We start from the raw sequence: 16,583 nt of genomic DNA on the forward strand, positions 1-16,583 counted from the left end.
AAATGCGATTTTTAAAGCCATATTATGCGGAGTACGAATTTAAAGACATCATCGAGCGTTTGGATCGGGGTGAATATGTGATCCCACGCTTTCAGCGCGATTTTGTATGGACCATCAAAAAGGCAGCTGAGTTTATTGATAGCATGCTCAAAGGTTTCCCCACTGGCGCTTTTATTTTGTGGAAAACTAAGGAGCATTTGGCGCACAATCGCGAAATAAAGGGGGTGTGTTCGAATGCAATCAAGAATGATGATTATGTCTATTATGTCCTAGATGGACAACAGCGCATGACAGCTTTAATGTACGCCTACAAAGGGCTAACCCACCAAAGAGGGCCACGGAGCAAAGATAACTACCAGGATATTCGTATCCTCGCCCACCCCAATATAGAAGGGGATTATTGCGTGGTCGCTAAGAAAAATGAAAGATTAGAGGGGGCGGTGGCTGTGTGCGATTTGATCAAGTTGCACACCTACGATTTGGAGGACAAATACCAGCTCCAACGCGAGAGTGCCAAGCCATTTATAGGCCTGCAACGCCAGATTGAAAAATACCGCTTCCCCACCATTGAAATCGCCGATACCTCCATTGAAGAAATCGTAGAAATTTTCACCCGCATTAACACGGGAGGGACAAAATTAAACCTCTCTCAAATCCTCTATGCCCGGTTTTACATGCCTCCCAATCAGGGGGATTTTGATTTAGAGGCGCGTTTTAGCACCCTTTCTAGCGATTTAGACAAGCTGGATTTTAAACTGAGTAACGCTTTGGGGGTGGTGCAATTGATCAGTTACACCCTCAAAGAGGGGTTACCCCTTAAAGAACGCATCGCCACCCCCGCTATCATGCGTCTAGATCCCCATAGTGTGCGCGATCAATGGGAAAAGATTGCCCTTTGTTTTAAAAGCGCGGTGGAGTTTTGCAAACACAGCCTTAAAATCCCCTCCATTGATTTTTTACCTACAGAATTCACGCTCCTGCCTCTTGCTTACTTTTTTTACTGCAACCACAACAAACCTGCGAGCGCCCACCAAAAGGAGCAATTGCAAAAACTCTTTTTTAGATGTTGCTTTTTTGGAGCGCACCAAGGCGATTCCTTGCTCAAACAACTCGGGCTTGCTGAAGAAATCTACAAGGGCGAGTTTGTTGATTTTGATGCCAAACTTCCCTTTTTTAGCGTCTCTGAAGCGTTTTTAATGGGCGAACCCCTAAATATCAGAACCGGGTTGCAAAAGACTATCTTTTTAGTGCTAGCCATTTTAGGGCCTAAAGATTTTCGTAACAATAGCCCTGTGGTGCTAGATCATCTCTTTTTAGAACACCGCACCCAAAGAAATCTCCACCACTTCTACCCTAAAAATCACCTTAAAAAACTGGGTTGGCCTGACAAGGCGGCCGATGTGATCGCCAATATGACCTTGATCAGCGCAAATCTCAACCAAGAAATCAAGGACAAGGCCCCTCAAGAGTATATCCAAGAGTGCAGACAGAGCAACAAGGATTTAGATCAGACCCTACAAACCCATTTGATCGATTTAAGCCATCCTAATGTGCTTGTGGATTACAAAGCCTTTTTAAAAATGCGGGCTAGGGCGATCATGGACAAGATTAAAGAGATGATTTAGTCATTTGATCGACTTGAGCAGTGCGCGCGTGCTAGAGGACTATAACGCGTTTTTGTCCATGCGCGCTCAAGCCATTTTAGAGCAGGTGCGCGCGCTGACTTGAAGTGGCTTTATACAATCCGGACAGAATCGTGGCGCGAGTTGCCCCTTTTAGGATCAACCCCTTAAAGCGCAATCAAACGCTGTACCTGCCCTTTAAGGGGAGAGATAAACCACCGATCTGTGCTATAACGCGTGTACTTGGGTTAAAAGGATGTACATGTTTGGCCCCTTCAAAAACGCCCCCCACAAACCCCCTCTGCAAGCAGACAAGGTCGATCCCACTTATCGCTCTTTGCGCTATCAGGTGTTTTTAGGGATTTTCTTTGGCTATGCCGCCTATTACTTCACGCGCTCTAATTTTGACTTGGCCCAAAAAGGGCTCATTGAAGCGGGTCTATACACCAAAACCCAGCTAGGCATCATCGGCACGGGGATGGGTCTAGCCTATGGACTCTCTAAGTTTTTCATGGCCAGCCTTTCGGATCGCTCCAATCCTAAGGTCTTCTTGCCCACTGGGTTGTTGTTATCGGGTTTGTGCATGACACTCATGGGGCTAGCCCCCTGGGCGACTTCTAGCGTGGCGGTCATGTTTGTGTTCATCTTTTTAAATAGCTGGTTTCAGGGCATGGGTTGGCCAGCGTGTGGGCGCACGATGGTGCATTGGTGGTCTAGTCGTGAGCGCGGCTCTGTGGTGTCGGTGTGGAATTGTGCGCACAATGTGGGGGGGATGGTGCCCGGTATGATGGTGCTCTTAGCCGGCGCGCTCTACTTTAGCCAGCACGGGGTGCAAGCCAGCGCTAAGGACATCTGGCACCAGGCGTTGTATTACCCGGGCATTTTAGCCATGCTCATGGCTGTGCCGGTGTTTTTGGTGATGAAGGACACGCCCCAATCTTGCGGACTCCCCCCCATAGAGAAATGGCGCAACGACTACCCGCCTAATTACGATGAAAAAACCTATGAGCACAACTTAAGCACTAAGGAGATTTTTATCACCCATGTACTCAAAAACAAACTCCTATGGGCGATCGCGCTGGCCAATGTCTTTGTGTACTTGATTCGCTATGGGGTGTTGAAGTGGTCGCCGGTGTATTTGGGCGAAGTCAAGCATTTCAATATCAAGGGCACGGCATGGGCTTATACCCTCTATGAATTAGCCGCAATCCCGGGTACCTTGCTCTGTGGTTTTGTCTCTGATAAGATTTTCAAGGGCAAAAGGGGGCTAACCGGCTTGATCTTTATGAGTCTAACCACCCTAGCCGTGTTAGCCCTTTGGCTCAACCCGGCCACGCCCAAAGACCAGCTTGCCCATTATGTCCATTGGTATAACAACCCCCACCAACTCTTAGATTTTATCTTGATGACCACCATTGGGTTTCTCATTTATGGGCCTGTGATGCTCATTGGGTTACACGCCCTAGAGCTAGCCCCCAAAAAGGCGGCCGGCACAGCGGCCGGCTTTACCGGCTTATTTGGGTATTTGGGGGGCACTGTGTCTGCTTCAGCTCTAATAGGCTTTGTAGCCGATCGTTTTGGTTGGGATGGGGGGTTTTATGTGATGGTGGGCGGGGGGGTGTGTGCGGTGGTTTTGATGTTGGTGGTGATGTTGGCTGAGAATAAACACAAGGCTAGTTTAAGCGATCATTATGGAGAGTGAGGAGTTAAGGCTGTGGCAACCAGCGGGCTTTCTTTGGGGGCACATCGCGGATTAAAAACTTATGTTATAATCCTTTAAGTTTAACAACAAAGGATGAGGATGCGTATTTTGTTAGTGGAGCGTGATGTCCATTTGAGTAAGCAGGTCAGTGCTTATCTGGGTGAGAAGAGTTTTCAGGTGGATATGGCCGAAAACCTAGAAGATGGGGAGTACTACATCAGTATCCGCAATTATGATCTCATTTTGGTAGATATGGAGCTTAGTGATGGGAGCGGGTTGAATCTTATCCCCTATGCCAAATCCAAACACCCAGCCATTGTGAGCATTATGTTCGCCAACAAAGCCTCCAGCGAACAGGAGATCAAAGCCTTTAAAGAGGGCGTGGACGACTTCATCGTCAAACCCTTTGATTTGGGTGTACTGGCCGCTAGGATTGAGGCGCGCCTGCGCTTTTGGGGTTCGAGCATTATTGAGATTGAGGACTTGGTGATCAACCCCGATGAGGAGAAGATCATCTACAAGGGCAAGGAAATTGAGGTCAAGGGCAAGCCCTTTGAGGTGCTCACCCACCTAGCGCGCCATCGCGATCAAATCGTTTCTAAAGAGCAATTATTAGACGCGATTTGGGAAGAACCCGAGCTTGTAACCCCCAATGTGATCGAGGTGGCGATCAACCAAATCCGCCAAAAGATGGACAAACCCCTAGGGATTTCCACAGTCGAAACTGTGCGCCGTAGGGGGTATCGTTTCTGCTATCCTAAAAGCGGCACAGAGCACTAGAACGAAATGGCGTTATGGCTACTGAGAAGGGTTTCTAGCACCTCTGGAGCACTGGTAAGCCTGCCCACAGCCACCTGAGCCCCAAAGTGATCCACACAGGTTTGACAAGAGAGGATTTCTACCCCTAGTTTTTCTAAATTCTGTAAGGCTTGCAGGGCTTGGGTGTTGTCTATGTGGCTGTTTTGCGTGCTCAAGAGCACCCCGCGGTTTAAAAAGATAATTTGCTTAGGCAGCAAGTCTGGGGACACTGCAGAGAGGCTATTTAAAAACCCCACGACCACCTTAGCCCCCAACTCCCCTTCTCCGATTTTATCCGAGCTAAACACTAGATGTTTATTTGGCATGCGCTTCCTTAATGATGAGATGGAGTAATTCTACGAACACCTTGTAAAGTTGATCCAAGTCCCCCACACGCACCCGTTCATTTATAGTGTGGATGCGATCATTGGGCAAGCCAAATTCCACCACTTCCACCCCCGCGGCGGCCAAGAAGCGCGCATCGCTAGTACCCCCATGCGTGTTGAGCCAAGGGGTGCGTTTTAAAACCCTAGAGATCGCCTCTTGAAGATGCCCCACCAACACGCCATCTTTAGGGCTTAGAAAGGGTAAAGAATGCTGTTTTAGGGCGATATTACAGGGGATTTTTTCCAACACAATATCTAAAAAATTGGCCACATCTTCTAGAGTGGTTTCAGGCGAGTGGCGCACATTGAAGAGAATTTCTAGGGATTTGGGCGTTACATTGCTTGCCCCCGAATCGCTTTTAAGGGTGGTGATGATGAGTCTTGAGGGCTCAAAAAAGGCATTGCCCTTATCTAGATGTACCCCCGTCATCAAACCAAGCTTGCTAGCGATGAGATCGATGGGGTTCAAGCAAGTTTTAGGGTAGGCGACATGCCCGGGGATGCCCTGCACGATGATTTTACCCCCAATGGAGCCCCGCCTCCCAATTTTCACGCTATCGCCCAATTCTTTGACGCTGGTAGGCTCGGCCACTAAGGCGTAATGGGGCAATAAACCCCGCTCTTTTAGAACTTCTAAAATGTGTTGCGTGCCAAATTGGGCCTCACCCTCTTCATCGCTGGTGAGCAAAATAGAGAGAATGAGCGCGGGGGCATTTTCCCCAAGCGCGGCGCACACATCACGCATGGCGCACACAAAGGCTGCTACCCCTCCTTTCATGTCCTGAGCCCCTCTGCCGTATAGAAAATCCTTTTCCACCACGCCCCCAAAAGGGTCATGCTTCCACCCCTCCCCTACAGGCACCACATCCACATGCCCGGCAAAGCAAAAATGCAAGGGAGTTTGGTTAGGATCGCCCAAGCGTTTGTAAAACAACACATTGCTCACCCCATTTTGATCCGCGCGCAACACCTCAAAATCCCCTAAAAACTCCCCAATGCATGCAAAAATCCCCTCTTCTTTGGGAGTGATAGTCTGGTAGGTGATCAATTTTTGCGCCAACGCCAGCACGCTCATAGGAGTACCCCCCCGGTTTTGGCATGCAAGTGCAAATAGATCTGCAAGACCTCTAAATTGGCCGGGGTGATCCCGCTGATATAAGAGGCCTCTAACAAGGTCTTAGGGCGATGCTTGCTCAATTTTTCAATGGCTTCTAATCCCAAACCCGCAATGCGCTCAAAAGCGAAGTCTTGAGGGATTTTAGTGTCCCATAAACTCTCCATTTTAGCGATTGACGCGCTTTGTTTCTCAATATAGCTATGGTATTTGCAGGCGATTTTAACCTGTTCGAGCACTTCTGTATCTAAGTCCTGCAAGCATGTAAAAAAGGCGCGTAAATCCTGCTCTTCAAAGCCATCGCGTCCGGCCAAAAACACCCCATCGCATTTATCATTAATGGGGGCTTGATTTAGGGCTTGGAGTTTTTCTAGGGTTAGCTTGTTGGGGGTTATGCTCATGTGTTGGAGGACATGCATGGCCGCTGCGATCTGATCTTGCTGGGTTTGGAGTTTGGCATAATCGCAATCGTCCATCAAACCTAGCGCATGCGCATAAGCCCCCAGCCTGAAGCGCGCGTTGTCTTCTCTGAGCAAGAGGCGGTACTCCGCGCGCGAGGTGAACATGCGATAGGGCTCTTGGGTGCCTTTACACACTAAATCATCAATCATCACCCCGATATAGGCTTGGTTGCGTGTGAGGATAAAAGTTTTTTCTGTAAAACTAGGCGTGCGAACCCCTAGAGCCAAAGTGGCGTTAATGCCCGCCATTAGCCCCTGTGCGGCGGCTTCTTCATAGCCGGTTGTGCCATTGATTTGCCCGGCTAGGTAGAGATTGGGGATTTTTTTGGTTTCTAGGGTGTGGTGCAATGCTGTGGGTTGCACAAAGTCGTATTCAATGGCGTAACCATAGCGCGTGATGTGGGCGTGTTCTAGCCCCTTGATGGAGTGGATCACTTGCTCTTGAATTTCAAAGGGCAAAGAGGTGCTTAAGCCATTGACATAGTACTCGCTAGCCGATCGGGTTTGGGGCTCTAAAAAGAGTTGGTGGCGCTCCTTGTCCTTGAAACGATGAATCTTATCCTCAATGCTAGGGCAATAGCGCGGCCCCACGCTCTCAATTTGCCCGCTGAACATGGGGGCTTTGTCCAAGTTAGCTTCTATAATAGCGTGCGTGGTGGGGTTGGTGTAGGTGAGATAACAGGGGAGCTGGGTGGGGTGAAAATCCTGGGTCTTAGTGCTGAATTTTGGAGGGTTGGAGTCGCCATAGTGGGGTTCTAATTGACTAAAGTCAATGCTAGCCCCAGCCAACCTAGGGCAAGTGCCCGTCTTCAACCTGCCCACCTGTAAGCCCAAGGCTTGCAAACACCCAGAGAGTTGCACAGACGCGCTCTCTCCAAAACGCCCGTTTTGGCTTTGGTGTGTGCCAATATGTACCAGCCTTGTAAAAAAGTGCCCGTAGTCAAAATAACCTTTTTGGCGCGGTACAACTTGCCCAGATTGGTTTTAACCCCCACCACAGCCCCCCCCTCTAGTACCAATTCTTCTGCCATCTCTTGAGAAACACTCAAATTAGGAGTTTGCAAGACTAAATTGCGCGCTAGAATGCGATAAATATCCATGTCAATTTGGGCGCGTGTGCCCCGCACGGCGGGTCCCTTTGAGGCGTTTAAAATGCGGCATTGCAACGCGCTTTTGTCCGCCAAAAGCCCCATCACCCCCCCTAACGCGTCAATTTCTTTAACCAAATGCCCCTTACCCAGCCCCCCAATGGCCGGGTTACAGCTAGCTAGAGCGATATTATCCACCAAGAGGGTGAGCATATGCACGCGCGCACCCATTTTAGCCCCCACAAGGGCGGCTTCTAAGCCCGCATGCCCCCCACCCACCACCACAATATCCACTTGCATAACAACCCCTTTTTAAGGGTATTATACCCCAATAAGCCCAACAACCCTAGACCTTGAATTTCCCAAATTCGTTTTCTAATTCTTGGTTTTTAGTAACCAGCTTGAGACTATGTTCTTCTAGCTGTTGGCGCACGGCCTTAACTTCCTTAAAGATGTTGAGAAACTCAGTGGTAACTTGGTTGAGTTCTTCCATTTTTGCCACCACGACATCAGTACGATCGCGGGTTTCTTGAGACCTACTCTTGGTGGCGCTCAAATTGTCCGTGGCGTTCTTGGCATCGGTGATGAGCAAAGAAGTTTGTTCTGAAACCTCTTGAGATTGGGTCGCCACGCTTTGAATCCGCGCCCCCATGTTCTCAATACTTTGGGTAACCATGTTCACCATCGCGGTGATTTCGCCCAAGGATTTTTGCGTCTTGCTAGCTAGATTGCGCACTTCATCGGCAACCACGGCAAACCCGCGCCCATGCTCGCCCGCGCGCGCGGCTTCTATAGCAGCATTCAAAGCCAATAAGTTAGTTTGGTTGGCGATTTCCTCAATGATGGAGAGCACACCCTTGATCTCATTAGCATGGCTGACTAACTCGCTAGATTCCGTGGCGATTTCTTGCTGGTTTTGCGCAGACGCTAAAATCATATCTACCGAGTTTTGAATTTTATCAATGAAAGCCCCCAAAATCACGCCAGTTTGATCCAAGTTTTCTATCGTGCTGCCTAAATTTCCCTTCGCAAGGTTTAAATTTTCACTCACTTCGTGATTGATATTCTTCAAGTTTTCTACGGATTTGAGCTCGCGATCGGCCGCTTCGTTTAGGGTGATTGTAGAGTCTTTTAGAGCCGCGCCCACTTGGTTATTTTCTTCAACAATGCCTTTCCCAATCTTGACAATGTCTGCGATCTTGGTGATGAATTTGTTGATGAAGCCACAAGCAGTACCGATCTCATCTTTAGAGTTGATTTCGAGTTTTTTGGTCAAGTCTGCTTCCTGAGATGAGGCTAAATTTTTAGCCGTGATTTTGAGATTGTTAAGAGGGTTGATCACATCTTTTTGCACCACAAAGAAAATCAATAAGATAATGCCCCCAGAAATGCCAATCATCCAAAGCAAAGTTTTGGTACTAAAAGCATCCGCATTGCGTTGGGCACTCTCTAAAGAAAGCTTGACTTGCATCACCCCAATCATCTCTCCGGGTTTGTTATTGGTGTGGCAAGTTACACAGCTTTTATCCCCTACAAGGGGTTGTAAAACCCGTACGTATCGATTCTTACCTTCCTCGCGCACTTTCACCTCTTGGGGTGTGCTTGGATTATTGAAGTAGCGCAAAATTTCGGGGTCTTGAGTAAAGGTATCGCGCAAGCCAAAGAGCTTAATATCTCCTTGACCCGGGTAAAACTTCATTTGCACCCCCGGGAGCTTATTACTATCATCAATGGCTTTATAAATAGCCTCTGTCGTGCCCACGGTGATGGCTTGTACGATGGTGTTGATAATGGAGGCATTAATGCTCTTGGCCACCTCTTTTCCTTGTATTTCTGTCAAACTTGCATAATCTCGTTTGACGGTCATAAAGATCGCAAAGGCCAAAACGCCAAGCAGAACGACCATATAAACTAGGGCGCGCGCGCGTAAACTCAGCATAAAATTCTCTCCAATTTCTTCGTGTTGCGGTTTTCATCTAGCATTCTAACATAAAAAGTGATAATAAGGCTCTAGGGGGTGGTGTCTGGAATTTCTGTCTGGGGGTGGATGTCCAAAGTGTGCAAATTGGCAAATGCCCCCCCCTGATAGCCCACCACCCCCGCACGCCCGATCATCGCCGCGTTGTCCGTGCAAAACTCTAGGGGGGCGCACAAGAGCTCCACCCCAAATTGCGCACACAAGATTTCTAATTGCGTGCGGATGTAAGCATTCGCGCTCACCCCCCCCACCAAGCCAAAGCACCCCACCCGGGCATGTTCTAAATACGCCCGCACTTTGTGCAATAGATGCGCGCAGGCAGTTGTTTGAAACCCCGCACAAATTTGTGCCTGCATTTCTTGGCTTAAAGGCTGTTCTTTAGCCACCGCCAAGCGCACGGCGTTTTTTAGCCCTGAAAAACTAAAAGCCAACGCGCTTTTTTGTTTAAGGGGGAGGGGGAGGGGGTACTGCTCCCCTGCAGGGCACAGATTTGCGCATTTTTCTACTTCAGGCCCCCCCGGATAGCCCAAGCCTAGCATTCTAGCCACCTTGTCAAAACTCTCTCCCAAGCTATCATCTAAGCTTTTGGCGATAATGCGCATGTCTGTGGGACTATCCGCTTCTATAATTAGAGTATGCCCTCCAGAAACCAATAGCACGCTCAAGGGGAGGCGCGCGTGGGGCTGGTTGATAAAGAGAGAATAAAGATGCCCCTTGAGGTGATCCACACTAATGAGGGGCAGTTTTAGACTCAGAGCCAAAGCTTTAGCCATCATCAAGCCCTCTAGAAGTGTGATCGCCAATCCGGGGCGCGTGGTGATCGCGATGGCTTTGAGGGGGGCAAAGGGGGTTTTACCCCCTAAAAACTCCTTAGCTCTTTGGAGCAGTAGAGGTAGATTGTGCGCGTGCAGGCGCGAAGCCAACTCAGGCACTACCCCCCCATGCGCGCTGTGTTCTTGCTCTTGGGAGATTTTGGCATGCCAGAGCAATTTAGAATCCTCTAAGCGCGTGAGCGCGATCGAGCTATCATCACAACTGCTTTCAATACTTAAAATCATCACGACCCTTGTAGTATAATGCACCCCATTATACTACAAGGGTGAAAATGGCACGATTTAAAGCAGAATGGGAAAAACAGAGCGCAATTTTAATGGCGTTCCCGCATGCCTCTAGCGATTGGGGCGCGTATTTGCAAGAAGCGCGGGAAGCTTATATAAAGATCATCAACACTTTAGCCAATTACCAACGCGTGCTGGTGTGTGTGCACACCAGCGATAGCGGGGGGTTGGATAAATTAAGTCGCTTGAACAATGTAGAGGTGGTGTTATTAGACACCAACGACACTTGGGCGCGCGATTTTGGACCTTTGTGCGTAGAAACCGCCGGGGTGCATTTCTACCTCAACTTTGTCTTCAACGCATGGGGTAATAAGTATGAGAGCAAATTAGACAACACCATTAGCATGCGCCTAGCCCAAAAGGGACTATTGCAACATCCCTTGCGTTTTGTAGATGTGATCTTAGAGGGGGGGAGTATTGAGGGAGATGGGGCGGGCACGCTTTTAGCGAATCGCTATTCTCTGCTCAACCCCAACCGCAACCCCGATCCAGAAAAAACCATCGCCAGGCTCAAGCAAGAGCTCAGTCTCTCTAGGATTTTATGGATAGACGCGCCTCCCCTAGCCGGGGATGATACCGATGGGCATATTGACACGCTAGCGCGCTTTTTAGACCCACAGACCATCGCCTATGTGAGTTGCACCGACCCCCATGACCCCCAATACCAACCCCTACAAGAGATGCAAAAAACCCTGCAGAGTTTTAGGACTTTGGATAAAAAACGCTACAAACTCATCCCCCTGCCCCTCCCTAGCCCCAAGTTTTACCAAGAGCAACGCCTGCCCGCCACTTACGCCAATTTCTTATTTGCCAACAGCAGGGGGCAACGCGTGCTCTTTGTACCCACCTATAATGACCCTTTAGATGCCCAAATTCTTAAAACCCTACAAAAACACACCCAAATTGAAGTGGTGGGTGTGGATTGTTCCTTTTTGATCCGCCAACACGGGAGCTTGCACTGCGCGACCATGCAACTTTATTAATGCGTCAAATTCTAGTCTATGGACAGGTGCAGGGGGTGGGCTTTAGACCCCTTGTCTATCAAATCGCCACGGCATTGGGCGCGCATGGTTTTGTGCGCAATGTGGGCGGAGCGGTGGAGATTGTGTTAGAAAAATCCCTAGAATCCGCATTTTTAAGCAAGTTGCATGCTAAACTCCCCCCCCAAGCCCAGATTTTAGAGATACACACCCAAGACATAGCAATAAACGCCCTAGATTTTTCTATCCAGCCTAGTTTGAGTGCTCCGCACACGCCAGACCCCCTCCCCTTAGACAAAGCCACTTGCATGGCTTGCTTGCAAGATTTGCATGACCCTACTAGCCGTTTTTATGGCTATGCCTTCACCACTTGCGCGCAATGCGGTCCGCGCTTTAGCATGCTCTATGATTTGCCCTTTGATCGCGACAACACGAGCATGCGCGCCTTTGAGATGTGCAACGCATGCGCACGCGATTACCACGACCCGCAAAGTCGGCGTTTTTTTGCCCAAGGGCTCTCCTGCCCCCAATGTGCGATCGCTTTAAGTTTTCACACCCAAGAGGGAGTCAACACAAGCGCGCCTTTGCAAGCCTGTATTGAGGTTTTGCAAAAAGGGGGCGTGGTGGCGATCAAGGGGATCGGAGGCTTTGCGCTCATGGGGGATGCGTACAACACGCAAACCACCAAGCGCATTAGAGAAATCAAGACGCGCCCCTTTAAACCCTTGAGTGTGATGGTGGCGCATTTGGCAATGGCGCGCGATCTAGTTTACCTCAACCCCCTAGAGGAGCAGACCCTCCAAGAGAGTAGCGCGCCCATTCTCATCGCCCGCGCCAAAGCCCCCCTAAACCCCCTCATTGCCCCTCATTTAGACACTTTAGGGTTATGCCTGCCCTACACCCCTTTGCACCATCTGATTTTACAAGCCCTAGATCGCCCCTTGATTTTTACCAGCGCTAATTACAAGGGCGTGGGCATTTTTCATACCCTAGAACAGGTACGCGCGCTTGAAGTGGAGGGCATTTTAGATCACGATCGCGCCATTGTCCACCCCATAGAGGATAGCGTGGTGCGTGTGAGCGGGGGGTGTGTGGGGGTGGTGCGCTTGGGGCGCGCTCTTGCCCCTTTAAGTGTGCCTAGCTCAAATTCAGAACTACTCTGTGGCTTTGGGGCGCAAAGCAAAGCCTCTTTATGTTTTAGCCAATATTTTAGCCTAGTGAGCCCTGAGATGGGTAGCCTAGAGAGTGTGCAGAGTGTAGAGCATTACCAAGATACCCTAAACTTCTACCACCACCTAAGAGGCACACCCGAGCATGTCGGCATAGATTTACACCCGGGCTATGTCTCTTCTAAGCTAGGGCAAGAAAAGGCGCAAGAATGGGGCACTTCTTTAAGCCAAGTCCAACACCATGAGGCGCATTTTTACGCCCTTTTGGGCGAATACGCGCGCGCGCACCCTTTAGAGCCGGGGCAAAGAGTGCTAGGTTGGATTGCCGATGGCTTTGGGCTAGGTTTGCAAGGGCAATTATGGGGCGCGGAGGTTTTTGAGGCGTGTTATCAAGGCTTTTGGGAGGTTAAACGCCTCTATAGCCTAGAACCCTTTGAGATTTTAACCACCCCTAAAGCCCTTAAAGATAGTTCTTATTGCGCCTACGCCCTGGCGCGCACACACCATCTGCAAGGCTTGCTAGATCGCCTCCAGATAGAACATAGGGATATTTTAGATCGCATGCTTGATTGCCATCTGCAAACCCACGCCACCACTTCGCTAGGGCGACTCTTTGATGCGATCGCGTGTTTTTGTGGGGTGGGGGGGCTTAATAGCTATGAAGCCCAAAGCGCGGCGCAATTAGAGAGTTTGGCGCGCTCTATTAACACCTCTGCGCGCTATGCCCTAGAATTAGATCAAGAGCATATCAGCTACCGCGCCCTGCTCACAGAATTACAAGCCGATCTTTTAAAGGGGCAAGAGGCTTTAAGCGCGCGCAAATTTCACAACGCCCTAGCCCATTTGGCTTTGCAGCTACACACGCGCCAGCGCGCGCCCTTGCTGGTGGGGGGTGGGGTGTTTGTGAACTCTTTGCTTTGTGAGGGGATCAGCAGGCTTTTAGGCGATAGGGTCTTTTTCCCCCAAATGCTGCCCTTTGGAGATGGGGCGATCGCCTTTGGGCAGGTGGAGTATTTGAAAAACCAAAGGAGGCAAGCATGCGGCATGTCAGTCTGAGTTGTGGCAATGGAGGCAAGGAGAGTTTAACGCTCATTGATGGCGTGTTCAAGCCCTATTTACAAGAGTTTTTATGTGCAGAGGGCGAGGACGCTGGGATTTTTGAGGGGGGCTTGTGCGCGCTGAGTACCGATAGTTTTGTGGTCGATCCGCTCATCTTCCCCGGGGGGGATATTGGCAAATTGAGCGTGTGCGGGAGCGCGAATGATGTGTGTATGCGCGGGGCGCGCCCGGAGTTTTTGAGCATGGGTTTTATTTTAGAAGAGGGCTTAGAGATCGCGCTTTTAAAGCAAATCTTAGCCTCTGTGCAGAGGGAGTTAAAATTAGGCGGACTCAAATTGCTTTCCTTAGACACTAAAGTCGTGCCTAAGGGCTGTGTGGACAAGCTTTTTATCAACACCACCGCGCTAGGGCGTGTGATTTACCCGCATTTGAGCGCGAAAAATCTCAAGATAGGGCAGAGTATTGTTGTGAGCGATTATATTGGCGCGCATGGCGCGCTGCTCTTTTCTTTGCGCCATGAAATCCAATTACACACCCCGCTAAAAAGCGATTGTAAACAACTCTTTAGCGTGTTAGAGGGGGTTTTAAACAGCCCTTATCAAATTTATGCCATGCGAGATGCCACGCGCGGGGGGCTGGCTGCCCTGCTGCATGAATGGGCTTTAGCTTCTGGCGTGGGGATTGAAATTGAAGAAGACAAAATCCCCATGCTAGAGGGGGTGAGGGGGGTGTGTGAGATTCTAGGGCTTGAACCCTATGTCTTGGCTAATGAGGGGGTGTGTGTGCTCAGTGTAGAGAATAAGGACGCTTTAGAGGTGTGCGATCTCTTAAAAGAAGGGGGGGCAAACCCGGCCCTCATCGGGGAGGTGATTCAGGCGCGCACCCCCTGCGTGCACCTGCGCAACCCATGGGGTTCTAAGCGGTATTTAGAAATGCCTGAGGGGGAGTTGTTGCCGCGCATTTGTTAGGCATTTCTAGAACTTCTTCTTGTGCACATCTTCTAAAATTTCTTTGGCAATGTCGTTCACTTTTTGGGTGATCGCGTTGGTGTCTTGGGCAATTTGGGCGTTTTCTTGCACCACAACCTCCAACTGTTCGACGGTCTTATTGACCTGTTCAATCCCCATTGCCTGCTCTTGAATATTGGCGACTATTTCATTGATACTTTGGACTAAAGCGTTGGCATTGACCTCTATTTCACCTAAAGATTTTCCCGTTTTCTCGGCTAATTTTGAAACCTCATCAGCCACCACAGCAAAACCCCGCCCGTGTTCGCCCGCGCGTGCGGCCTCTATGGCGGCATTGAGGGCAAGCAAATTGGTTTGGTTAGCGATGTCTTGGATAACACCAATGATGCTCTTGATTTCTTCAGCCTGCTTAGTGATCTCTGCAGTTCTCGCGCTGGTGTTTTGCATGGAGACTGTGATCTCTTCGATTTGTTTGGCACTCTGTTCTAGAGAATTGGATTGCGACACGCTGCTGTTAGAGAGGGCTTGCATAGATTCCTTTAAAATAGCACTTTGGGAAGACAATTCCTTAGCAAAGGCGTAGGACGCGCGCAACATTTCGCGCATGTCTTGACCTAGCATATTGGTGGTGATTTCCACCGTGCCCTTTGCATTAGAGACTTCAGCGGTGAAATCAAATTTTTTATAGGATTCAAAGACAGCGTTAATGGCATTCATATTACTGCCCACCTTGCTCTCTAGGGTGTCTAGCATCGTGTTTAGTACGTTTTTGAGTTCTTTTAGCTGGGGATTGGCAGGAATTTGTGTGATGCGCGCGCTCAAATTGCCCGATTCGATGATCTTGGCTGTACTGACAGATTGGGACACCGCTTGCTCGTCTTCATCCAAAGATTTTTGAATCTTTTGGATATTGGCGTTAATGGCGTTCACCATTTGCCCCAACTCATCATTGCTTTGTACCTTTAAAAGTTTGAGGGGGATTTTTTCATGGTTTAAAAACCTAAAGAAGGAGATCAGCCCTTCTAGCACCACAGACAGACGCGCAGAGATAATCTTATTGGCCAACAGCGCCACACACACCCCCGCGACGATGAGAGAGACGAAGGCGGTGATGATGACAAGTTTTGTAAGCTCGTCTTTGGGTTTGAAAACCGCGTGCTTGGGCGCGACAATGAAGACAGACCAGAATTGATCAATATCGCGCCACACTTTGAAATTCACCAACCCAATGAAAGATTGTTCGTGCCTGATATTCACATAGGGAAAAACCCCTTCTTTATGCTCTTTCATGGCTTTTAAAATGGCCTCTGTCAAGGGGCCCGGGTTGACTTCTATCAGGGGTTTGCCAATCATCTTTATATCCGGAAAGGCAACCACCTTGCCCATAGAAGAAACCACTGCGATAATATCGCCTTGATAGACCGAACTGGTCTTATCCAAGATGATTTCTTGGCGCATCTTGGCTAAATTGATGGTCAGACTAATAAAGCCTATGGCCTGCTTGTGCTTGTTTCTAATAGGGATGGTGGCAATGACGGAGGTGATGTCATCCCCGGCAATATTGATGCGCATGGGCTCGCTCAAAGTGTCTTTATTCTGACGTAACGCTTCTTTCACGCTGGCATTATTGAACACATCAGCACTCTGCTGGATAGAAAGAGGGATGATTCCACCCATATGGGAAACATCTGTATCTTTAAGGGCGAGATAAAAACCCTCATGGACGAGGTGTTCCACATCTTCAAGCTTGGGAATGACTTTTGTGTGCGCGTCTTTAAAGACGGCGCGCGGGAGATAAAGAAAACAATAGTCTGACCAATTGGCTTCATCAAAGGCGATGCGCACAAAATTAGTCAAGTCATCTTCGCGTAAAGAATGGTTGGCAATGGAGGCTTGAATCGTCGCTCTCAAGGTTTCTAGAAGAGCAAAACCTTGATTAAAGGAGGGGATGACTCGGTTAGCATGTCTCTTGGCGACATTGTAAAGCGTTTTATAGGCCTCTGCTTGCAGAGTTTTGGAAGATTTATAGGTGATCACCAAAGAGAGCACGATGAAAATGACTAAAAGAATCCCAATGACAAAAGCGACAAGTTTTGTTCCGATTCGAAGATTGGACAAATTCATGATCTACCTCGCTGAA

General features: G+C 49.1%; 11 protein-coding genes and 1 pseudogene. 6 read left to right on the plus strand and 6 right to left on the minus strand.

The window, feature by feature from the left end:
- Positions 1–2 precede the first annotated feature (2 nt).
- From EAO38_RS02780 to hsrA, 3 genes are all read left to right on the plus strand, one after another.
- Positions 3–1,625 carry a GmrSD restriction endonuclease domain-containing protein gene (locus EAO38_RS02780; RefSeq protein ID WP_121020894.1) on the plus strand — a complete coding sequence of 541 codons (1,623 nt, stop codon included), beginning with the start codon at positions 3–5 and terminating at the stop codon, positions 1,623–1,625.
- Positions 1,626–1,884: 259 nt separating this feature from the next.
- Positions 1,885–3,324 (plus strand): glycerol-3-phosphate transporter, encoded by a 1,440-nt coding sequence (gene glpT / locus EAO38_RS02785; RefSeq protein ID WP_121020896.1) that lies wholly within the window; start codon positions 1,885–1,887, stop codon positions 3,322–3,324.
- Between the two features lie 99 nt (positions 3,325–3,423).
- Positions 3,424–4,104, plus strand: coding sequence for a homeostatic response regulator transcription factor HsrA (gene hsrA, locus EAO38_RS02790; protein WP_121020898.1), 681 nt, complete (start codon positions 3,424–3,426; stop codon positions 4,102–4,104).
- On the opposite strand, the gene EAO38_RS02795 is transcribed toward hsrA, so the two are convergent.
- The 5 genes and pseudogenes from EAO38_RS02795 to tsaD form a co-directional block, all read right to left on the minus strand.
- Positions 4,101–4,448, minus strand: coding sequence for a hypothetical protein (locus tag EAO38_RS02795; protein WP_121020900.1), 348 nt, complete (start codon positions 4,446–4,448; stop codon positions 4,101–4,103). The two genes, hsrA and EAO38_RS02795, sit on opposite strands and share 4 nt — an antisense overlap.
- A complete protein-coding gene (gene dapE, locus EAO38_RS02800; protein WP_121020902.1) occupies positions 4,438–5,583 on the minus strand; it encodes a succinyl-diaminopimelate desuccinylase in 1,146 nt (381 codons plus the stop codon). Before dapE ends, EAO38_RS02795 begins: the two co-directional genes overlap by 11 nt.
- Positions 5,580–7,471: pseudogene (gene mnmG, locus EAO38_RS02805) on the minus strand (tRNA uridine-5-carboxymethylaminomethyl(34) synthesis enzyme MnmG). The gene dapE and the pseudogene mnmG overlap by 4 nt, the downstream one beginning before the upstream one ends.
- Before the next feature lie 46 nt (positions 7,472–7,517).
- Complete coding sequence (locus tag EAO38_RS02810; RefSeq protein ID WP_121020904.1) at positions 7,518–9,110, minus strand: methyl-accepting chemotaxis protein; 1,593 nt, start codon at positions 9,108–9,110, stop codon at positions 7,518–7,520.
- Positions 9,111–9,181: 71 nt separating this feature from the next.
- Positions 9,182–10,207: a tRNA (adenosine(37)-N6)-threonylcarbamoyltransferase complex transferase subunit TsaD gene (tsaD, locus tag EAO38_RS02815; protein WP_121020906.1), complete on the minus strand. Its 1,026-nt coding sequence runs from the start codon at positions 10,205–10,207 to the stop codon at positions 9,182–9,184.
- A 47-nt stretch (positions 10,208–10,254) separates the two neighbouring features.
- Between tsaD and EAO38_RS02820 the strand changes: the two genes are divergently transcribed.
- From EAO38_RS02820 to hypE, 3 genes are read left to right on the plus strand one after another with little or no spacing between them, the layout of a single operon-like run.
- Complete coding sequence (locus EAO38_RS02820; protein WP_121020908.1) at positions 10,255–11,250, plus strand: agmatine deiminase family protein; 996 nt, start codon at positions 10,255–10,257, stop codon at positions 11,248–11,250.
- Complete coding sequence (gene hypF / locus EAO38_RS02825; RefSeq protein ID WP_121020910.1) at positions 11,250–13,472, plus strand: carbamoyltransferase HypF; 2,223 nt, start codon at positions 11,250–11,252, stop codon at positions 13,470–13,472. The genes EAO38_RS02820 and hypF overlap by 1 nt, the downstream gene beginning before the upstream one ends.
- On the plus strand, positions 13,454–14,443 hold the full coding sequence (gene hypE / locus EAO38_RS02830) for a hydrogenase expression/formation protein HypE (RefSeq protein ID WP_121020912.1): 990 nt from the start codon (positions 13,454–13,456) through the stop codon (positions 14,441–14,443). The genes hypF and hypE overlap by 19 nt, the downstream gene beginning before the upstream one ends.
- 6 nt (positions 14,444–14,449) lie before the next feature.
- Here hypE and EAO38_RS02835 read toward each other — a convergent pair whose 3' ends face one another.
- Entirely contained in the window at positions 14,450–16,567 is a 2,118-nt protein-coding gene (locus EAO38_RS02835) for a methyl-accepting chemotaxis protein (RefSeq protein ID WP_121020914.1), read from the minus strand.
- Positions 16,568–16,583: the final 16 nt, after the last annotated feature.

It is taken from the genome of Helicobacter vulpis (assembly GCF_003660395.1).
Lineage (GTDB): Bacteria > Campylobacterota > Campylobacteria > Campylobacterales > Helicobacteraceae > Helicobacter > Helicobacter vulpis.